Below are 16217 nucleotides of genomic sequence, written 5' to 3'. Positions count from 1 at the left end.
ACCGCGGCGCTGCTCGCGCCGGCGTGAGCGGCCAGTCAAGCCACGCAGTGTATGCGAGCCCGCCGAAGCCCGGCAACGAACCCACGGCTCGGCGAGCAGGAAAGTTCCCGTTTCATGGGCTTCGCAATCGGTCTGTTACCTCTTTGCCCCGGTTTCCGCTTCCAGCTGGGGGTCTGGAGGGCGCTCCACGGCGAGGGAGATCAGCCCTCGAAGAGCGTGGGCGCCGCGGGCGACCCGAAGCTGTCAGGAGGCGGTGTCAGACCGAGGTGCGCCCACGCGGAGGCGGTGGCGACCCGGCCGCGCGGGGTGCGGGCCAGCAGGCCCTGCCGCACGAGGAAGGGCTCGGCCACGACCTCGACGGTCTCCGGCTCCTCCCCCACCGCGACCGCGAGCGTCGACAGGCCCACCGGGCCGCCGCCGAACTTGCGCAGCAGCGCGTCGAGCACCGCCCGGTCGAGCCGGTCGAGCCCCTCCGCGTCCACCTCGTAGAGGTTCAGCGCCGCCGCCGCGATCTCCCTGGTCACCACGCCCTCCGCGCGGACCTCGGCGAAGTCGCGCACCCGCCTGAGCAGGCGGTTGGCGATCCGGGGCGTGCCGCGCGAGCGGCGGGCGATCTCCAGGGCGCTGTCGTCGGGCAGCTCCACCGACAGCAGGCGGGCGGAGCGCCGCAGCACCCGCTCCAGCTCCCCCACCTCGTAGAAGTCCATGTGGGCGGTGAAGCCGAACCTGTCGCGCAGCGGCGCGGGCAGCAGGCCCGCCCGGGTGGTGGCCCCCACCAGCGTGAACGGGGCGATGTCGAGGGGGATCGAGGTGGCGCCGGGGCCCTTGCCGACGACGATGTCGACCCGGAAGTCCTCCATCGCGAGGTAGAGCATCTCCTCGGCGGGCCGGGCCATCCGGTGGATCTCGTCGATGAACAGGACCTCGCCCTCCGTCAGGGTGGACAGGATCGCGGCGAGGTCGCCCGCGCGCTCCAGCGCGGGGCCGGAGGTCATCCGCAGCGGAGCGCCCAGCTCCGCTGCGATGATCATGGCGAGCGTGGTCTTGCCCAGCCCCGGGCCGCCGCTCATCAGCACGTGGTCGGGTGGCCGGTTGCGGCGCAGCGCGCTCTCCAGGACCAGCGAGAGCTGCTCGCGCACGCGGCCCTGCCCGATGAACTCGTCGAGGCGCCTCGGACGCAGCGCGGCCTCGATCGCCCGCTCGTCGCCCTCGGGCTCGGGCGACACGAGATCCCGCTCCACACTCACTCGGCACCATCCGCTCGGCCTGCCGGGAACCATCCGCTTCCCGGTGAATCTTTCATCGAACCGCCCGGCCCTCGCGAACCACCCGGCCCGGCCGGCGCCCTCCGAGCCCGCCTCCCGAGTCCGGCGGGCAGACCCGTTGCCGGACCCGTTGCCGCATCGGGCCCGCCTCCCCCGTGACCGCCGACGCTCACCGGACGCTCAGGGCGCGCAGGGCCGACTTGAGCAACGCGGCCACCTGCGGGGCGCGACCGGCCGCGACCTCCGCGTCGGCCTCCGGGGCCACGGCCGCGACCGCCTCGTCGGCGTCCCTGGCCGAGTAGCCGAGCCCGACCAGGCCGGAATGCACCTGGTCGCGCCACGCGGGGCGGGCGCCGCCGTTCAGCGCCGCGTCGACGGCCTGCGCGGGCGCGCCGAGCCTGTCCTTCAGTTCGAGCACGATGCGCTGCGCGCCCTTCTGCCCGATCCCGGGCACCATCGTCAGGGCCTTGAGATCGGCGCTCGCCACGGCCATCCGCAGCGCGTTGGGCGCGTGCACGGCGAGCATGGCGAGGGCGAGGCGCGGGCCGACCCCGCTGGCCGTCTGCAGCAGCTCGAAGACGGCGCGCTCGTCGTCGGAGGCGAAGCCGTACAACGTGAGCGAGTCCTCACGCACCACGAGCGAGGTGGACAGCCGGGCGGGCTCGCCGGCGCGCAGCCCGGCCAGGGTCCCCGGCGCGCAGTGGACGAGCACTCCGACCCCGCCCACCTCGACCACGGCGCTGTCGGCACCGACCGCCGTCACCTGCCCCGCAACGGATGCGATCACCGCGTGCTCCCTCCCCGGACCGGACGCCCGGCCGCGACCGCACCGGGCCTCCCAGTCCTACCAGAGCCCCTGGGGGCCGCGTACGGGGTCACGCGTCCTCCCGGCGTACGGGGGCAGGTCGCGGGGCGGAGCGGGCGCGGGCCAGGGCGTCGGCCAGGCGGTGCTGCACACCGCCGCGCCAGACGTGGCAGATGGCCAGGGCGAGCGCGTCGGCCGCGTCCGCGGGCTTCGGCATGGCGTCGAGCCGCAGCAGCCGGGTGACCATGGTGCCGACCTGCTTCTTGTCGGCGTTGCCGTGGCCCGTGATCGCGGCCTTGACCTCGCTCGGCGTGTGCAGGGCGACCGGCAGCCCGCGCCGGGCCGCGCAGACGATCGCGACGGCCGACGCCTGCGCCGTCCCCATGACCGTGCGCACGTTGTGCTGGGCGAACACCCGCTCGACCGCGACCGCGTCCGGCTTCAGCTCGTCGAGCCACCGCTCGATCTCGGCCTCGATGGCGACCAGCCGGGCGCCGATGTCGTCGTCGGCCGGAGTCCGCACGACCCCGACCGACACCAGGCTCAGCGGCGCGCCGGGCCTGCCCTCCACGGCGCCGAGGCCGCATCGCGTCAGCCCCGGGTCCACCCCCATCACCCGCACGTGGGGCAATCGCACCGGCTCGCCTCTCCGCCGAACATCAGTTCGGTCGGTCACTCTACCGCGATCACCGGCGGCGCGGGGGCCGCGACGCGGCGTCAGAACGCGTCGATCATGTAGGCGGCGCAGGCGAAGGCGGCGTCCAGCGCGTCGTCGATCTCCGGGGAACCGCCGGTCAGCCTGCCCGAGCGCCGCAGCGTGGCCGTGGGCACCCCGGCGAAGAGCGCGGACGCGCCGCCGATCGTCAGCCGCGTCGCCTCGCCCGGCCCCGTGCCCGGCCCGGCGCCCGGCGGCGTACGCGACGGCGTAACGGAGCCGGAGCCGCCCGCCACGCTGAGCGTCCACGCTCCCGAGTTGCCGGGACGACGCAGGTCGGTCACCTCGACGACGGTCTCCATCGAGACCCCGGCGGGGAAGCCGCGTCCCGCGACCGCGGCGGGCAGGTCGATCAGCCGGAGCATCCACCGGCGCACCGTGACGTCGTCGTCCGACCGCTCGCGCAGCAACCAGAGCACGGGGTCGGCCGGGTCGACGCAGGCGTGCACCGACTTCGCGACGGACGAGGCGCTGCCGACCAGCGACCACAGCGCCCTGGCCGTCGCCTCCGATCCCGCCACCAGGTTGTCGACCTCGATGTCGCCGTCGCTCCAGCGGTAGACGACGAACCCGTCGCCGGCGAGGTAGCAGTAGTCGTCCTCGTCGGCGAGCCACAGCCGCCAGGTGCGCTCGTCGTAGCACAGCGGGCCGCTCGCGCGGGTGGCGGCGTGGACCCCGCCGATCAGGGCCACCAGTTCGGCCGCGTCGTCCGGGCCCGCGCGGCGCAGCCCCGCCGCGCCGCCCTGACCTCCGGTGCCGCCCTGACCGCCGGTGCGGCCGAGCGTGCGCAGCGCCTCCGCGTGCAACGTGATCCTCGTCATGCCGCCCGCGTGCTCGTAGCCCACGCTCCGGTACAGCGGGGTGGTCGCCGGGTAGAGCGCCGACACCACGTGGCCGAGCGCGGCACAGCGGTCGACGGCCGCCTCCACGAGCGCGCGGCCCACTCCCCTGCCACGGTCCTCGGGCGAGACGGTCACGCTGGACACGCCGCCCATCGACAAGGGCCGGCCGTGCCACCACTGGAGGTACGGGTTGATCCTGGCCGCGCCGACGAGCCTCGGCCCGTCGAACGCGCCAAGGTAACGGCCCTCCGGCAGCATCGGGCCGACCAGCTCGCGCCAGGTCCGCTCGCCTTCGGCGGACAGCGGGCCGAAGGCGCGCCTCCGGTCGTCGAGCACGGCGTCCAGGTCGGCGGCGGTCAGATCGCGGATTTCCACGACGCGCCAAACTATGCCGATCCCGGTGGGGCGGGCCAGCGGTTTTCCGCCGGCCCCGGCCCGGCGGCCCCGATCACGCGTACCCGGTGAGGCGGGCCGGGTCAGACGTCCAGCTTCTCCATGACGTCGTCGCTGACGTCGAAGTTCGCCCAGACGTTCTGCACGTCGTCGCTGTCCTCCAGCGCGTCGATGAGCTTGAAGACCTTGCGGGCGCCGTCCTCGTCCAGCGGGACGTTGAGGGTCGGCATGAAGCTCATCTCGGCCGACTCGTAGTCGATGCCGGCGTCCTGCAGCGCCTTGCGCACGGGGATCAGGTCGGAGGCCTCGGAGACCACCTCGAAGTTGTCACCGAGGTCGTTGACCTCCTCGGCGCCCGCGTCGAGGACGGCCATGAGCACGTCGTCCTCGCTCAGCGACCCCTTGGGGACGAGCACGACGCCCTTGCGGTTGAACATGTACGACACCGAGCCCGGGTCGGCGAGCGAACCGCCGTTGCGGGTCAGCGCCACCCGCACCTCGGACGCCGCGCGGTTGCGGTTGTCGGTGAGGCACTCGATGAGGACCGCGACACCGCCCGGGGCGTAGCCCTCGTACATGATGGTCTGCCAGTCGGCTCCACCGGCCTCCAGGCCGCCGCCGCGCTTGCGGGCCCGCTCGATGTTGTCGATCGGGACCGAGTTCTTCCTGGCCTTGGTGATGGCGTCGTACAGCGTGGGGTTGCCGTCCGGATCGGGCCCGCCGGTCCTGGCCGCGACCTCGACGTTCTTGATGAGCTTGGCGAACAGCTTGCCGCGCTTGGAGTCCAGCGCCGCCTTCTTGTGCTTCGTCGTCGCCCATTTGGAGTGGCCGGACATCGCCTAGAACTCCCTCACCATTTCGACAAAATACGAGTGCACGCGCGCGTCGCCGGTCAGCTCCGGGTGGAAGGACGTCGCGAGCAGCGGTCCCTGTCGGACCGCGACGATCCTATCCCCAGCCGCGGTCCGGCCCAGCACCTCGACGTCCGGCCCCACCGACTCGACCCAGGGCGCGCGGATGAACACGGCTCTGATCTCCCCGCGCCCGGCGAAGTCGAGATCGGCCTCGAAGGAGTCGACCTGGCGGCCGAAGGCGTTGCGGCGGACCACCATGTCGATGCCGCCGAGCGTCTCCTGGCCCTCGACGCCGCCCTCGATCCGGTCGGCCAGCATGATCATCCCGGCGCAGGACCCGTAGGCGGGCATGCCCTCCTTGATCCGCAGCCGGATCGGTTCGAGCATCTCGAAGGTGACGGCGAGCTTCCACATCGTGGTCGACTCCCCGCCCGGGACGACCAGCGCGTCCACCGCGGCGAGCTCCCCCGGGCGGCGCACCGGGACCGCGGCGGCCCCCGACTCCTCCAGTGCGCGGACGTGCTCGCGCACGTCGCCCTGCAGGGCGAGCACGCCGATCTTCGGTGCGGACGTCACGGTTTCCCCTCCTGTGGTGACCCGTTCAGGGTATGGCCCCGGCCTCCCCCGCCCAAAACGCGGTCATGTCCGTCCCAGGGAGTGTCCGACAGATGCCGCCCGACGCGCAGCAGGGCCGTGATCTGTCAGACACGACCCAGCTTGGCCAGGGCGGGCAGGGCGCTCTCGATGGCCGAGCGCTCCTCGGGGGTGAGCGCGCCGAGCCTGCGGGAAAGATACGCGATACGCGCCCGCCGTACGGCCCGCAGGCGGTCGCGGCCCTCGTCGGTGAGCTCGACGGTGCGCACCCGGGCGTCGGAGGCGTCGGTGCCCCGCGCCACCAGGCCGGCCTCCTCCAGGCGGTTGACCTGCACGCTCATCGTCGGGAGCTGCACTCCGTGCTCCTCGGCCAGCTCGGTCATCCGGCGGGGCGCCTCCTCCAGCGAGCCGAGCACGGAGTACTGCTGGGCCGTGACCGGCTGCCCGGCCGTCGTACGGCGCAGCAGCATCACGAGGTGACGCAGCTCACGCGACAGATGCTCGGCGAGCCGCCCGGTGTCGTCGGTCGTCATAGCAGGTGACGATAACGCCGCCGCCGGGGAACGACGCGGGCGGCGGCTCCGCGAGGACGCCCGCCGGAGGGCCCTTCGCGCGAGGACGTCTCCCCGAGGAGCCGAGGAGGACCCCCGGGAGCACGCCCGGAAGGACACCGCCGTGCGGCCTCGCCGCTCAGGGGCGCTCGGTCTCCTGCCGGATCGTGTCCTCGGCCGTGACGTCCGCCGTCCGGGCCGCGATCGGCGGCGAGTAGGGGCGCAGGTAGGCCTGCCGGACCCCGGGCACCCCGTCCTCGACGACGAAGGTGGCCCTGGTGCAGGCCTCCGCGCCGGGGACGCTGACCCGGGGCACCACCTTGAAGTCCGCGGTCATCGCCTCCCGCCCGACGCGGGTCAGGACGTAGCCCCGCTGGTTGTTGTAGAACCTCAGGTGCGGGTTGATCCGCAGGAAGGGGTGGTCGGCCGGGTCGGAGTCGGCCCCGTCGCCGGTGGTGCTGACGGAGGTCGTGACGAGCTCGGAGCCGACCGTGGGCCCGGCCGGGTCGTCGTAGTCCAGCTTCAGGTCGCTCGCCCAGTGCGCGTGCACGTCGCCGGTGAGCACGACGGGGTTGCGCACGCCGGCGTCCACCCAGCCCTGCGTGACGCGCCGGCGCGAGGCCGCGTACCCGTCCCAGGCGTCCTGGCTGGTGCGCGTGCCCGGCCCGGCGTCGCTGTCGCGCCGGGCGAAGAACACCTGCTGGCCGATGACGTCCCACCGCGCCCGCGAGCGCCGGAAGCCGTCGAGCAGCCAGGCCTCCTGCTCGGCGCCGAGGATCGACCGCGCCGGGTCGGCCGCCTCGGGGCAGTCCTTGTAGCCGTCGCCGCAGGCCTGGTCATCGCGGTACTGCCTGGTGTCGAGCAGGTGGAAGCTCGCCATCCTGCCCCATTCGACCCTCCGGTAGAGCCGCAGGCCGGCACCGCACGGGATCGAGGTGCGGCGCAGCGGCATGTTCTCGTAGTAGGCGCGGAACGCGGCCTCCCGGCGCCGCCGGAAGGCGGGCCCCTCGTCCGGGTGCGCCGGCGTCTCCCCGGCCCAGTTGTTGTCCACCTCGTGGTCGTCGAAGACGACCAGCCACGGCGCGGCGGCATGGGCCGCTCGCAGGTCGGCGTCGGTCTTGTACTGCGCGTGCCGCCGGCGGTAGTCCGCCAGCGTCACCGTCTCCGGCCCCTCGTGGTCGCGCACGTTGCCGCTGGGGGCGACGTAGGTGTCCCGGGCGTACTCGTACTGGTAGTCGCCCAGGTGGAGGACCAGGTCGGGGTGGTCCTCGGCGAGGCGGCGGTAGGCGGTGAAGTAGCCGTGCTCGTACTGGGCGCATGAGACGAACGCCATCGTCAGCGGCCCGCCGAACGACGCCGGGTGCGGGGCGGTCAGCGCCCGGCCGGCCGGCGAGAGGTACGGCCCCGCGCGGAAGCGGTACCAGTACTCCCTGCCGGGCGCCAGGTGGCCGACCTCGACGTGGACGCTGTGCCCCCACTCGGGGCTCGCATCGGCCACGCCCGCCCGTACGATCCGGCGGCAGCACTCGTCGTCGTAGACCTGCCACTCCACGGGGACGACGACCGGCGGCATGCCGCCGAGTCCGTCCTCGGCGAGCGGTCGCGGGGCGAGCCGGGTCCAGATCACGAAACCCGCGTGGTCGGGGTCGCCCGAGGCCACGCCGAGCGTGAACGGGTCGGAGCACAGGCCGCGCGCGGCACCCGCCCCGGGCATCGGGGACGGAGAGGGCTCAGGGGATGAAGCTGCCGAGGCGGGCCCGGGGATCGCGGCGGCGGCGCACGCGGCGAGTCCGGTGACGAGGAAGGCACGACGATCGAGGCCGGGCAACTGGGCTCCCTGGGACGATCGGCGGGGAGACGATCAGCGGGTGGGACGCCCGTGGCCTCGGCGATCGCCGGCACACAGCGAAAACGCCCGGCCGGGACGTCCCAGCCGAGCGAATCGCCTCACCGCCGGTCACCCGCGGCCGACACGCCGCCGCCGGGACCCTCTTTTGCCTTTTCGGGAAACGCCGTGCCTGCCGGCGACGCCTACCAGCCGCGCTCGGCGAGGCGGTGCGGCACCGGGATGTCGTCGACGTTGATGCCGACCATCGCCTCGCCGAGGCCACGGGAGACCTTGGCGATCACGTCGGGGTCGTCGTAGAAGGTGGTGGCCTTGACGATGGCGGCGGCCCGCTTGGCGGGGTCGCCGGACTTGAAGATGCCCGACCCGACGAACACGCCCTCGGCGCCGAGCTGCATCATCATCGCGGCGTCGGCGGGGGTGGCGATGCCGCCCGCGGTGAACAGCACCACCGGCAGCTTGCCGGTCTTCGCGACCTCGGCCACCAGCTCGTACGGCGCCTGGAGCTCCTTGGCGGCGACGAACAGCTCGTCTTCGGGCAGCGAGGTGAGGCGCTTGATCTCGCCCCGGATCTTGCGCATGTGGGTGGTGGCGTTGGACACGTCGCCGGTCCCGGCCTCGCCCTTGGAGCGGATCATCGCGGCGCCCTCGGTGATTCGGCGCAGCGCCTCGCCCAGGTTGGTGGCCCCGCAGACGAAGGGCACGGTGAACTGCCACTTGTCGATGTGGTTGGCGAAGTCCGCGGGGGTCAGCACCTCGGACTCGTCGACGTAGTCGACGCCCAGCGCCTGGAGCACCTGGGCCTCGACGAAGTGGCCGATCCTGGCCTTGGCCATCACGGGGATGGACACGGTGTTGACGATGCCCTCGATCATGTCGGGATCGCTCATCCTGGACACCCCGCCCTGGGCGCGGATGTCGGCGGGGACGCGCTCCAGCGCCATGACGGCGACGGCGCCGGCGTCCTCGGCGATCTTGGCCTGCTCGGGGGTGACGACGTCCATGATGACCCCGCCCTTGAGCATCTCGGCCATGCCCCGCTTCACGCGGGCGGTGCCGACGGCGGCGGTCTCGTTGACTTCGGGGGCGCTGCTGGACACGGTGCTACCTCACGACGGCGGGCCTACGGATTCCTCTCCATGGTAGGTGCTGGCCGCTCCCGCGACCGCAGTGCCCACGTGTCGAAACCGATCACGCCGTTTGTCCGTCAGGTCGAACCCCGGGCGCGGCCATGCGGGCACGGCCGCGAGCTCACGGGGCGACGGGCTTGCGCGACGCGAGCACCACCCAGACCTGGCCCCGGGCGAACGGCATCGGCTTCCCGTCGGCCATGGTGTAGACGGTGCCCTCCTTCTCCGAGGCGCGCGACCACTTGACCCGGTACGCCTGGCCGTCCCGCAGCACCACGCCGGTGCCCTTGCCAACGGTGTGCACGAGCGGGGTGTAGCTCCCGGTGAAGTCGTGGAACTCCGAGCGGTCGGTCTTCACCCACTGCACGACGATCGTGGGCGCGCCCTGCTGGCCGCCCTCGGCGGCCATGTCCTTCTCGCCGTCCTGCGTGACCAGCCAGCGCTTCTGGGCCTCCGACCAGGTGAAGGCGAAGCGGGCGGCCGGGTAGCGCACGTTGACCGTCTTCTGCGGCGTGCCCCCGGCGGGCGGCTCGTCGGAGAAGACGAACCCGATGTCCTTCGCCTTGCTCGCCTGCGGCGCCTTGGCCAGCAGCTTCCTGGGGCTGCCGACCAGGTTGTACGGCGCGACGCGGCCCGGCGCGCGGACGTACGCGCCGGGGGCGCGGCTGTCGGACACGTCGAACAGCGAGGCCTTCTGGACGAAAGGGATCATCTTCGTCTGCACGCCGGAGTAGGCGAGGGCGGGCTTGCCGAACATCGGCAGGATGTGCAGGTCGGAGATCCGGGCGCTGCGGACCGGCCCCACCTGCGAGGGAAGCTTGGAGGAGAAGATCGCCATGAGCCGGGTGAGCCCGCCCTCGACCTGCTCGACGTAGACGACGTCGGCGCTGCGCAGGCCGATCTGCGGCTTGCCCGCGTGGGTGTTCTCGATCTTCACGGCGAGGACCGGCCTGCGGGAGCCGACCGGGCGCCCGGTGAACGGGTGTTCCGGAGGAGCCGTCGGCGACGGCGAGGCCACCGGGCTCGCGGCCCCTTCCGACTGGGCGGCGGGCCTGTCGTCACCCGAGCACGCGGCTCCGGTGAGGACGACCGCCATGGCCAGTGTGAAGCCGATCCCTGCCCGCACCGTCCCGCTCCTCCCGGTGGAGAGCCCCCGTCACCGGGCATGACGCGACCGGCACGCGGACCGTCGCCCAGCATGGCAATGAAACGGCATGAGCTTACCGGGAATACCCCTAATGCCCGTCAAATAGCGACTATGCGGCCATCAGGGCTTCCGGAGGCTCATCGTCGATGTCGAAGAACCGGGGCGGGTCGGTGTGCCCGGCGAGGTGCAGCGCGCGGGCCAGCCAGCGCCGCTGCGCCGTACGGGTGACCGCGGCGGCGTTGTTGTAGAACCGGCGCGAGTAGACGACCTTGGCAACCGCCGAGTCCAGTTCCTCCAGCAGCGCCTCCCCGGTGGGGTGCTCCGCCAGCCTCTCGCGGAACCGCTCCTGGTCGGCGACCACGCGCAGGGCCCGCGACAGGTCGCTCTCGGCGTGCTCGCGCTCGTCCGGCCCGGCCGTACGGGCCTCGTGGGCGGCCGCGGCGAGCACCAGCGAGGTGGCGGGGTCGAGGATGCGCGAGCCGGCCAGTTCCAGGCAGACCGCCGCACGGCGCAGCAGCGCGGCGTCGAGGGCGGCCTGCGCGGTCTCCAGCCGGATGTGCAGCCGGTCGAGCCGTCCGGCCCGCCAGGAGACGTAGACGGCGAACAGCACGACGGCCACGAGGGCCACGGCCACCACGATGATCAGGGTCGACGTCACGGCAGCGCGTCCTCCACGACTCCCGCCTCCGCGTGGGCGACGGTCTCGTACACGCGGACGACCTCCCGCGCGACCGTCGACCAGTCGTACTTCCACACCGCCTGGCGGGCCTCGTCGGAGAGCTTGGCCCGCCGCCCGGGGTCGTCCAGCAGCCGGGCGGCCTCCCGGGCGAGGGCGGCGGGGTCGCCGGTGGCGAACAACGCCCCGGCCTGCCCCTCGCCCAGCACGCGCCGGAAGGCGGGGATGTCGCTGGCGAGGATCGGCGCGCCGGCCGACATGGCCTCGGTGAGCACGATGCCGAAGCTCTCCCCGCCCAGGTTGGGCGCGCAGAAGACGTCGACGGAGTGGTAGGCGCGCACCTTGTCGGCCTCGCTGACCATGCCGAGCAGCCCGACCCGGTCGCGGTACGGCTTGGGCACCCGGCCGAGCACGTCGTCGGCGTCCCCCGGACCGGCGACCAGCAGCCGCAGCGCGGGCCGCTCGGCGGCGAGCGTGGCGAACGCCTCCAGCAGCACGGGCAGGCCCTTGCGCGGCTCGTCCATCCGCCCGAGGAACCCGATCACGTTGCCGTCGGGGCCCCAGCCCGGCAGCGGCTCGCCCTCGGCGTACCGGCGCACGGTCACGCCGTTCGGGATCAGCACCGCGTCGCCGCCGAGGTGCTCGACCAGCGTCTTGCGGGCCGCGTCGGAGACCGCGATCCTGCCCGTGATCTTCTCCAGCGCGCTCTGCAGCATCGGCGCGGCCACGGACATCGCCCGCGAGCGCTCGTAGGAGGCGTGGAACGTCGCCACGATCGGCCCCTTGGCGACCCAGCAGGCGAGCACCCCGAGCGACGGCACGGCGGGCTCGTGAACGTGCAGCACGTCGAACCCGCCCTCCCTGATCCACTTGCGCACCCGGTTCGCCGACAGGAAGCCGAACGCGAGGCGGGCCACCGAGCCGTTGTACGGCACGGGCACGGCGCGGCCGGCCGAGGTCACGTACGCCGGCAGTTCGGCGTCGTCGGCGGCGGGCGCGATGACGGACACCTCGTGCCCGTCCTCGATCAGCGCCTCGGCGAGGTCCCTGATGTGCGCCTGCACGCCCCCGGGAACCTCCCAGGTGTACGGGCAGACGATCCCGACCTTCACGACCCGGCCCCGGCGGGGGGTTCGACGTCGTCGAGCCAGACGCGCTGGAGCATGTGCCAGTCCTCCGGGTGCTCGGCGATCCCCTTCTCGAAGACCGCCGCCAGTGCCTGGGTCATGACCACGACCTTCTCCTGCCGGGTCCCCTCGGCCGGCACCGGGACCTCGTCGTGCACCCGGATGGCCCAGCCGTCCTCCTCGAACCACAGCACGGCCGGCAGCAGCGCGGCGCCGGTCTGGACGGCCAGCAGCGCGGGCCCGGCGACCATCCGTGTGCGCGCGCCGAAGAACTCGACCTCGATCCCGCGTTCGGTCAGGTCGCGCTCGGCGGGCAGGCAGACGGGGCGGCCCTCGCGCAGGCGCTTGGCGAGCGTGCCGAACGCCATGGCGCTGCCGCCGCCCTTCGCGGTGAGCGGCAGCACCTCCATGCCGAGGCTCTCGCGGTAGGCCACGAACCGCTCGAACAGCGACTCGGGCTTCAGCCGCTCGGCCACCGTGGTGAAGGGGTGGCCCATGTGCACCAGCCAGGCCCCGGCGAGGTCGTAGTTGCCCATGTGGGGCAGCGCGACCACCACTCCCCTGCCCCGGGCGAGGTTGTCGAAGATGCCCTCGGCACCGGTGAACCGGGTGCCGCCGAGGATCCGCTCCCGGGTGTAGGCGGTGAAGCGGAACGACTCCATCCAGTACCTGAAGTAGGAGCGCATGCCCGCCCGGCTCAGGTCCCGTACGGCGGGGTCCGCTAAGTCCGCGCCGACGACCCGGGCCAGGTTGGCCTCCAGGCGGCGTACGGACCGGCCGCGCCTGCGCCACAGCCGGTCGGCGAGCGTCCGGAAGAACCAGGCGGCCGCCCGCTCCGGCACGTGGCGCACCACCGCCCAGCCGGCGGCGTACGCGGCCGCGACCGCCCGGTCGGCGAGCGGCGTCCCGTGGGGCCGCGGGGGCCGCCGGGACGGGCCGGGCGGGCCGCCCGTGTCGCTCATCTGTCCACCGCCTGTCTGTAGACGTGCACCATCCGCTGGACGACCGTGACGGCGCTGGCCGCGGCGAGCAGCCAGAGCCCGGCCGCCAGGATGTACGGCACGCCGAGGCCGGAGAGCCCGGCCGCGACGAGCACGACCACCAGGCGCTCCCCCCGCTCGGCGATGCCCACGTTCGCGGTCATGCCGAGCCCCTCGGCCCTGGCCTTCGCGTAGGAGACCAATGCTCCCGCGACCAGGCAGAAGAGCGCGACGGCCGCGAGGACGATCTCGGGCTCGTCCTCGAGGACGAAGTAGAGGATCAGCCCGGAGAAGATCGAGGCGTCACCGAGGCGGTCGAGCGTGGAGTCGAGGAAGGCGCCCCACGTGCTCCCCTTGCCCGTCATCCGGGCGAGCACCCCGTCAAGGGCGTCGGCGAGCACGAAGAACGTGATGACGGCTGATCCCGCGAACAGATGTCCGGACGGGTAGAAGACGAGGGCCGAGGCCACCACTCCGAGCGTGCCGACCGTGGTGATCACATCGGGCGAGATCCCGCGGCGGGCGAGGGCCCGTCCCAGGGGGGTCATGACTCGGGTGACGGCGGGGCGCAGGATGTTCAACATCGCCGTCCGATCGTAGGCCATCCAGGGCCGCCGCACCTCGCAAGCACATTCGCCGAAAAGTCTTGTGATATGCGCCACATGGGTAAAGGGTGAAGAGCACGCGCCCGCAGGACCGCACGGAGATGACGCGGAGGTGAACCCCGTCGTGTGGTCGTGAGAGGGCGGGCCCCGGGCGCGGGAAGCGACGGCACGAGCGGCCGGCGCGGGGCGCGTCCGTGCGCCCCCTCTCCGCCGCTCCGAGATTCGGGAGGCGATGTGGCCGAAAGATCAACCGGCGCGACAACAGGGGCCGCGGGCAGGGCACCCGTGGCCGATCGGCCGGACATGGTGCGCAATGTCGTGCTGGTCGGCCATTCCGGAGCCGGGAAGACGACCCTGATCGAGGCGCTGCTCGCGGAGACGGGCACCGTGCAGCGTCCCGGCCGGGTCGAGGACGGCACCACGGTCAGCGACTTCGACGAGGTGGAGGTGCGCCAGCAGCGCTCGGTGAACCTGTCGGTCGCCCCGGTCGTCTACAACGGCATCAAGATCAACTTTCTAGACACCCCGGGGTACGCGGACTTCGTCGGCGACCTGCGGGCCGGGCTGCGTGCCGCGGACGCCGCGCTGTTCGTGGTCTCGGCCGTCGAGGGCGTCGACGGGCTCACCCGGATGATCTGGGACGAGTGCGCGCTCGTCGGCATGCCGCGCGCGGTGGTGATCAGCAAGATCGACCACCAGCGGGCCGCCTTCGACGACGTCCTCGCCACCTGCCAGGACGCGTTCGGCGACGGCGTGGCGCCGCTCTACCTGCCGGTGGACGGCACCGGCCTGCTCGGCCTGCTGTCGCAGCGGCTGTTCGACTACGGCGGCGGCCGCAGGTCGGAGCGGGAGCCGGACCCGGACCAGCTCGCGCTCATCGAGCAGTACCGCGGCGACCTCATCGAGGGGATCATCCAGGAGAGCGAGGACGAGTCCCTCATGGACCGCTACCTCTCCGGGGAGACGATCGACACCAAGGTGCTCATCGACGACCTGGAGAAGGCGGTGGCCCGGGGCAGCTTCTACCCGGTGCTCGCCACCGCGCCCGGCGTCGGCACGCTGGAGCTCCTGGAGATCGTCACACAGGGCTTCCCCTCGCCCCTGGAACACCCGCTGCCGCACATCACGGCGATCGACGGCAAGCCGTGCAAGGAGATCACCGCCGACCCGGACGGCCCGCTGGTGGCGGAGGTCGTCAAGACGACCAGCGACCCGTACGTCGGGCGGATCAGCCTGGTCCGGGTCTTCTCCGGCACACTGCGGCCCGACATGACGGTCCACGTCTCCGGCCACGGCCTGGCCGACCGGGGTCACGAGGACCACGACGTCGACGAGCGGGTGGGCGCGCTGTCCTCGCCCCTCGGCAAGCTGCAGCGGACCGTGGGCAAGTGCGTCGCCGGGGACGTCTGCGCGGTCGCCAAGCTGTCGCGCACCGAGACCGGCGACACGCTCTCCGCCAAGGACGAGCCGCTGCTGGTCGAGGCGTGGACCATGCCCGACCCGCTGCTGCCGGTCGCGATCAGGGCGCGGTCGAAGGCCGACGAGGACAAGCTGAGCCAGGCCCTCGGCCGCCTCGTCGCCGAGGACCCGACACTGCGGCTGGAGAACAACGCCGAGACCCGCCAGCTCGTGCTGTGGTGCATGGGCGAGGCGCACTCCGACGTCCTGCTCGACCGCCTGGCCAAACGGCACGGCGTGGAGGTCGAGAAGGTCGGCCTGCGCGTGCCGCTGCGGGAGACGTTCGGCGGCCGGGCGCAGGCCATGGGGCGCAACGTCAAGCAGACCGGCGGCCACGGGCAGTACGCCATCTGCCACATCGAGGTCGAGCCGCTGCCGTCGGGCGGCGGGTTCGAGTTCGTCGACAAGATCGTGGGCGGGGTGGTCCCGCGGCAGTTCATCCCGTCGGTCGAGAAGGGCGTGCGCGCGCAGATGGAACGGGGGGTCGTCGCCGGCTACCCGATGGTCGACATCCGCGTCACGCTCTACGACGGCAAGGCCCACTCGGTGGACTCCTCCGACATGGCCTTCCAGATCGCCGGTCAGCTCGCGCTCAAGGAGGCCGCGGCGAAGGTGGCCACGCACCTGCTCGAACCCGTGGACGAGGTCGCGGTGCTGGTGCCCGACGACTACGTCGGCGCCGTGATGTCCGACCTGTCCTCACGCCGGGGCAGGGTGCTCGGCACCGAGCCGGTCGGCACGGGCCGCACGCTGGTGCGCGCCGAGGTCCCGCAGCTGGAGATCACCCGGTACGCCGTCGACCTGCGCTCACTGTCCCACGGGACGGGCACGTTCACCCGCTCCTTCCTGCGGTACGAGCCGCTGCCCGCGCACCTGGTGGACAAGGTGGCCGCGGCGGGCGAGCAGTAGGCCCGCATCGCGCGACGGCTCGGACGACGATCGGACACGGACGCCCGGCGGCACGCCTCCCGCCGCCGGGCGTACGGATGTCACCAATCCGCCTCACAACCATTCCCCCGCGCCCCGGCGGCCCCTCGTCCGGCCGGATCGGGCCGCGCCGCCGCCGGACGGGCCGTTCGCGCAGGTCATCCGTACCGCCGGGTTTGACCGGACAGCCGCCAGGGGAGCCTCACGACATGCCCCGCGTCACATCCGCATCACAAGTGCGTTTCGTTTTTTCTGGCTAAACCGCTCTTATGCCGATGTAAGACTGGTCGCCGGACTTACCG

General features: G+C 72.9%; 15 protein-coding genes. 1 reads left to right on the top strand and 14 read right to left on the bottom strand.

What is annotated here, in order from left to right:
- Positions 1–200: 200 nt before the first annotated feature.
- The 14 genes from ruvB to pgsA all read right to left on the bottom strand — a co-directional run bounded on the left by ruvB (position 201) and on the right by pgsA (position 13509).
- Positions 201–1280 carry a Holliday junction branch migration DNA helicase RuvB gene (gene ruvB, locus HHX40_RS10380; protein WP_182876850.1) on the bottom strand — a complete coding sequence of 360 codons (1080 nt, stop codon included), beginning with the start codon at positions 1278–1280 and terminating at the stop codon, positions 201–203.
- 154 nt (positions 1281–1434) lie between these two features.
- A complete protein-coding gene (ruvA, locus tag HHX40_RS10375; RefSeq protein ID WP_117408939.1) occupies positions 1435–2052 on the bottom strand; it encodes a Holliday junction branch migration protein RuvA in 618 nt (205 codons plus the stop codon).
- A gap of 88 nt (positions 2053–2140) precedes the next feature.
- Positions 2141–2692, bottom strand: a complete 552-nt coding sequence (gene ruvC, locus HHX40_RS10370) for a crossover junction endodeoxyribonuclease RuvC (RefSeq protein ID WP_138460278.1) — start codon at positions 2690–2692, stop codon at positions 2141–2143.
- A gap of 95 nt (positions 2693–2787) precedes the next feature.
- Positions 2788–4002: a GNAT family N-acetyltransferase gene (eis, locus tag HHX40_RS10365; RefSeq protein ID WP_182880334.1), complete on the bottom strand. Its 1215-nt coding sequence runs from the start codon at positions 4000–4002 to the stop codon at positions 2788–2790.
- Positions 4003–4103: 101 nt separating this feature from the next.
- Positions 4104–4856 carry a YebC/PmpR family DNA-binding transcriptional regulator gene (locus HHX40_RS10360; protein WP_117408942.1) on the bottom strand — a complete coding sequence of 251 codons (753 nt, stop codon included), beginning with the start codon at positions 4854–4856 and terminating at the stop codon, positions 4104–4106.
- Between the two features lie 3 nt (positions 4857–4859).
- A complete protein-coding gene (pdxT, locus tag HHX40_RS10355; protein ID WP_182880333.1) occupies positions 4860–5450 on the bottom strand; it encodes a pyridoxal 5'-phosphate synthase glutaminase subunit PdxT in 591 nt (196 codons plus the stop codon).
- Positions 5451–5575: 125 nt separating this feature from the next.
- Complete coding sequence (locus tag HHX40_RS10350) at positions 5576–6001, bottom strand: MarR family winged helix-turn-helix transcriptional regulator (RefSeq protein ID WP_182876853.1); 426 nt, start codon at positions 5999–6001, stop codon at positions 5576–5578.
- A gap of 157 nt (positions 6002–6158) precedes the next feature.
- Entirely contained in the window at positions 6159–7733 is a 1575-nt protein-coding gene (locus HHX40_RS10345; protein ID WP_259403403.1) for an alkaline phosphatase D family protein, read from the bottom strand.
- 317 nt (positions 7734–8050) lie between these two features.
- Positions 8051–8965 (bottom strand): pyridoxal 5'-phosphate synthase lyase subunit PdxS, encoded by a 915-nt coding sequence (gene pdxS, locus HHX40_RS10340; protein ID WP_117408946.1) that lies wholly within the window; start codon positions 8963–8965, stop codon positions 8051–8053.
- Between the two features lie 151 nt (positions 8966–9116).
- On the bottom strand, positions 9117–10121 hold the full coding sequence (locus HHX40_RS10335; RefSeq protein WP_310738021.1) for a DUF3048 domain-containing protein: 1005 nt from the start codon (positions 10119–10121) through the stop codon (positions 9117–9119).
- Between the two features lie 130 nt (positions 10122–10251).
- Positions 10252–10800 carry a hypothetical protein gene (locus HHX40_RS10330; protein ID WP_182876855.1) on the bottom strand — a complete coding sequence of 183 codons (549 nt, stop codon included), beginning with the start codon at positions 10798–10800 and terminating at the stop codon, positions 10252–10254.
- Positions 10797–11930, bottom strand: coding sequence for a glycosyltransferase family 4 protein (locus HHX40_RS10325; RefSeq protein WP_182876856.1), 1134 nt, complete (start codon positions 11928–11930; stop codon positions 10797–10799). Before HHX40_RS10325 ends, HHX40_RS10330 begins: the two co-directional genes overlap by 4 nt.
- Complete coding sequence (locus tag HHX40_RS10320) at positions 11927–12907, bottom strand: phosphatidylinositol mannoside acyltransferase (RefSeq protein ID WP_182880331.1); 981 nt, start codon at positions 12905–12907, stop codon at positions 11927–11929. The genes HHX40_RS10325 and HHX40_RS10320 overlap by 4 nt, the downstream gene beginning before the upstream one ends.
- Positions 12904–13509 carry a phosphatidylinositol phosphate synthase gene (gene pgsA, locus HHX40_RS10315; RefSeq protein ID WP_182880330.1) on the bottom strand — a complete coding sequence of 202 codons (606 nt, stop codon included), beginning with the start codon at positions 13507–13509 and terminating at the stop codon, positions 12904–12906. Before pgsA ends, HHX40_RS10320 begins: the two co-directional genes overlap by 4 nt.
- A 255-nt stretch (positions 13510–13764) precedes the next feature.
- On the opposite strand from pgsA, the gene HHX40_RS10310 reads away from it, so the two are divergent.
- Positions 13765–15897 (top strand): elongation factor G-like protein EF-G2, encoded by a 2133-nt coding sequence (locus tag HHX40_RS10310; protein WP_182880329.1) that lies wholly within the window; start codon positions 13765–13767, stop codon positions 15895–15897.
- Positions 15898–16217 lie beyond the last annotated feature (320 nt).

The sequence above is a fragment of the Microbispora sp. H10949 genome, assembly GCF_014161435.1.
GTDB lineage: Bacteria > Actinomycetota > Actinomycetes > Streptosporangiales > Streptosporangiaceae > Microbispora > Microbispora triticiradicis.
The sequence above is the reverse complement of the archived record's forward strand: the minus strand, read 5'-3'. Positions and strand labels throughout refer to the sequence as shown.

What these genes read in the sequence shown, in the direction of transcription:
- HHX40_RS10360 (WP_117408942.1), bottom strand. Translation starts at nt 4,856, where the DNA reads ATGTCCGGCCACTCCAAATGGGCGACGACGAAGCACAAGAAGGCGGCG.
- ruvB (WP_182876850.1), bottom strand. Translation starts at nt 1,280, where the DNA reads ATGGTTCCCGGCAGGCCGAGCGGATGGTGCCGAGTGAGTGTGGAGCGG.
- pgsA (WP_182880330.1), bottom strand. Translation starts at nt 13,509, where the DNA reads ATGTTGAACATCCTGCGCCCCGCCGTCACCCGAGTCATGACCCCCCTG.
- HHX40_RS10345 (WP_259403403.1), bottom strand. Translation starts at nt 7,733, where the DNA reads ATGCCCGGGGCGGGTGCCGCGCGCGGCCTGTGCTCCGACCCGTTCACG.
- HHX40_RS10350 (WP_182876853.1), bottom strand. Translation starts at nt 6,001, where the DNA reads ATGACGACCGACGACACCGGGCGGCTCGCCGAGCATCTGTCGCGTGAG.
- HHX40_RS10320 (WP_182880331.1), bottom strand. Translation starts at nt 12,907, where the DNA reads ATGAGCGACACGGGCGGCCCGCCCGGCCCGTCCCGGCGGCCCCCGCGG.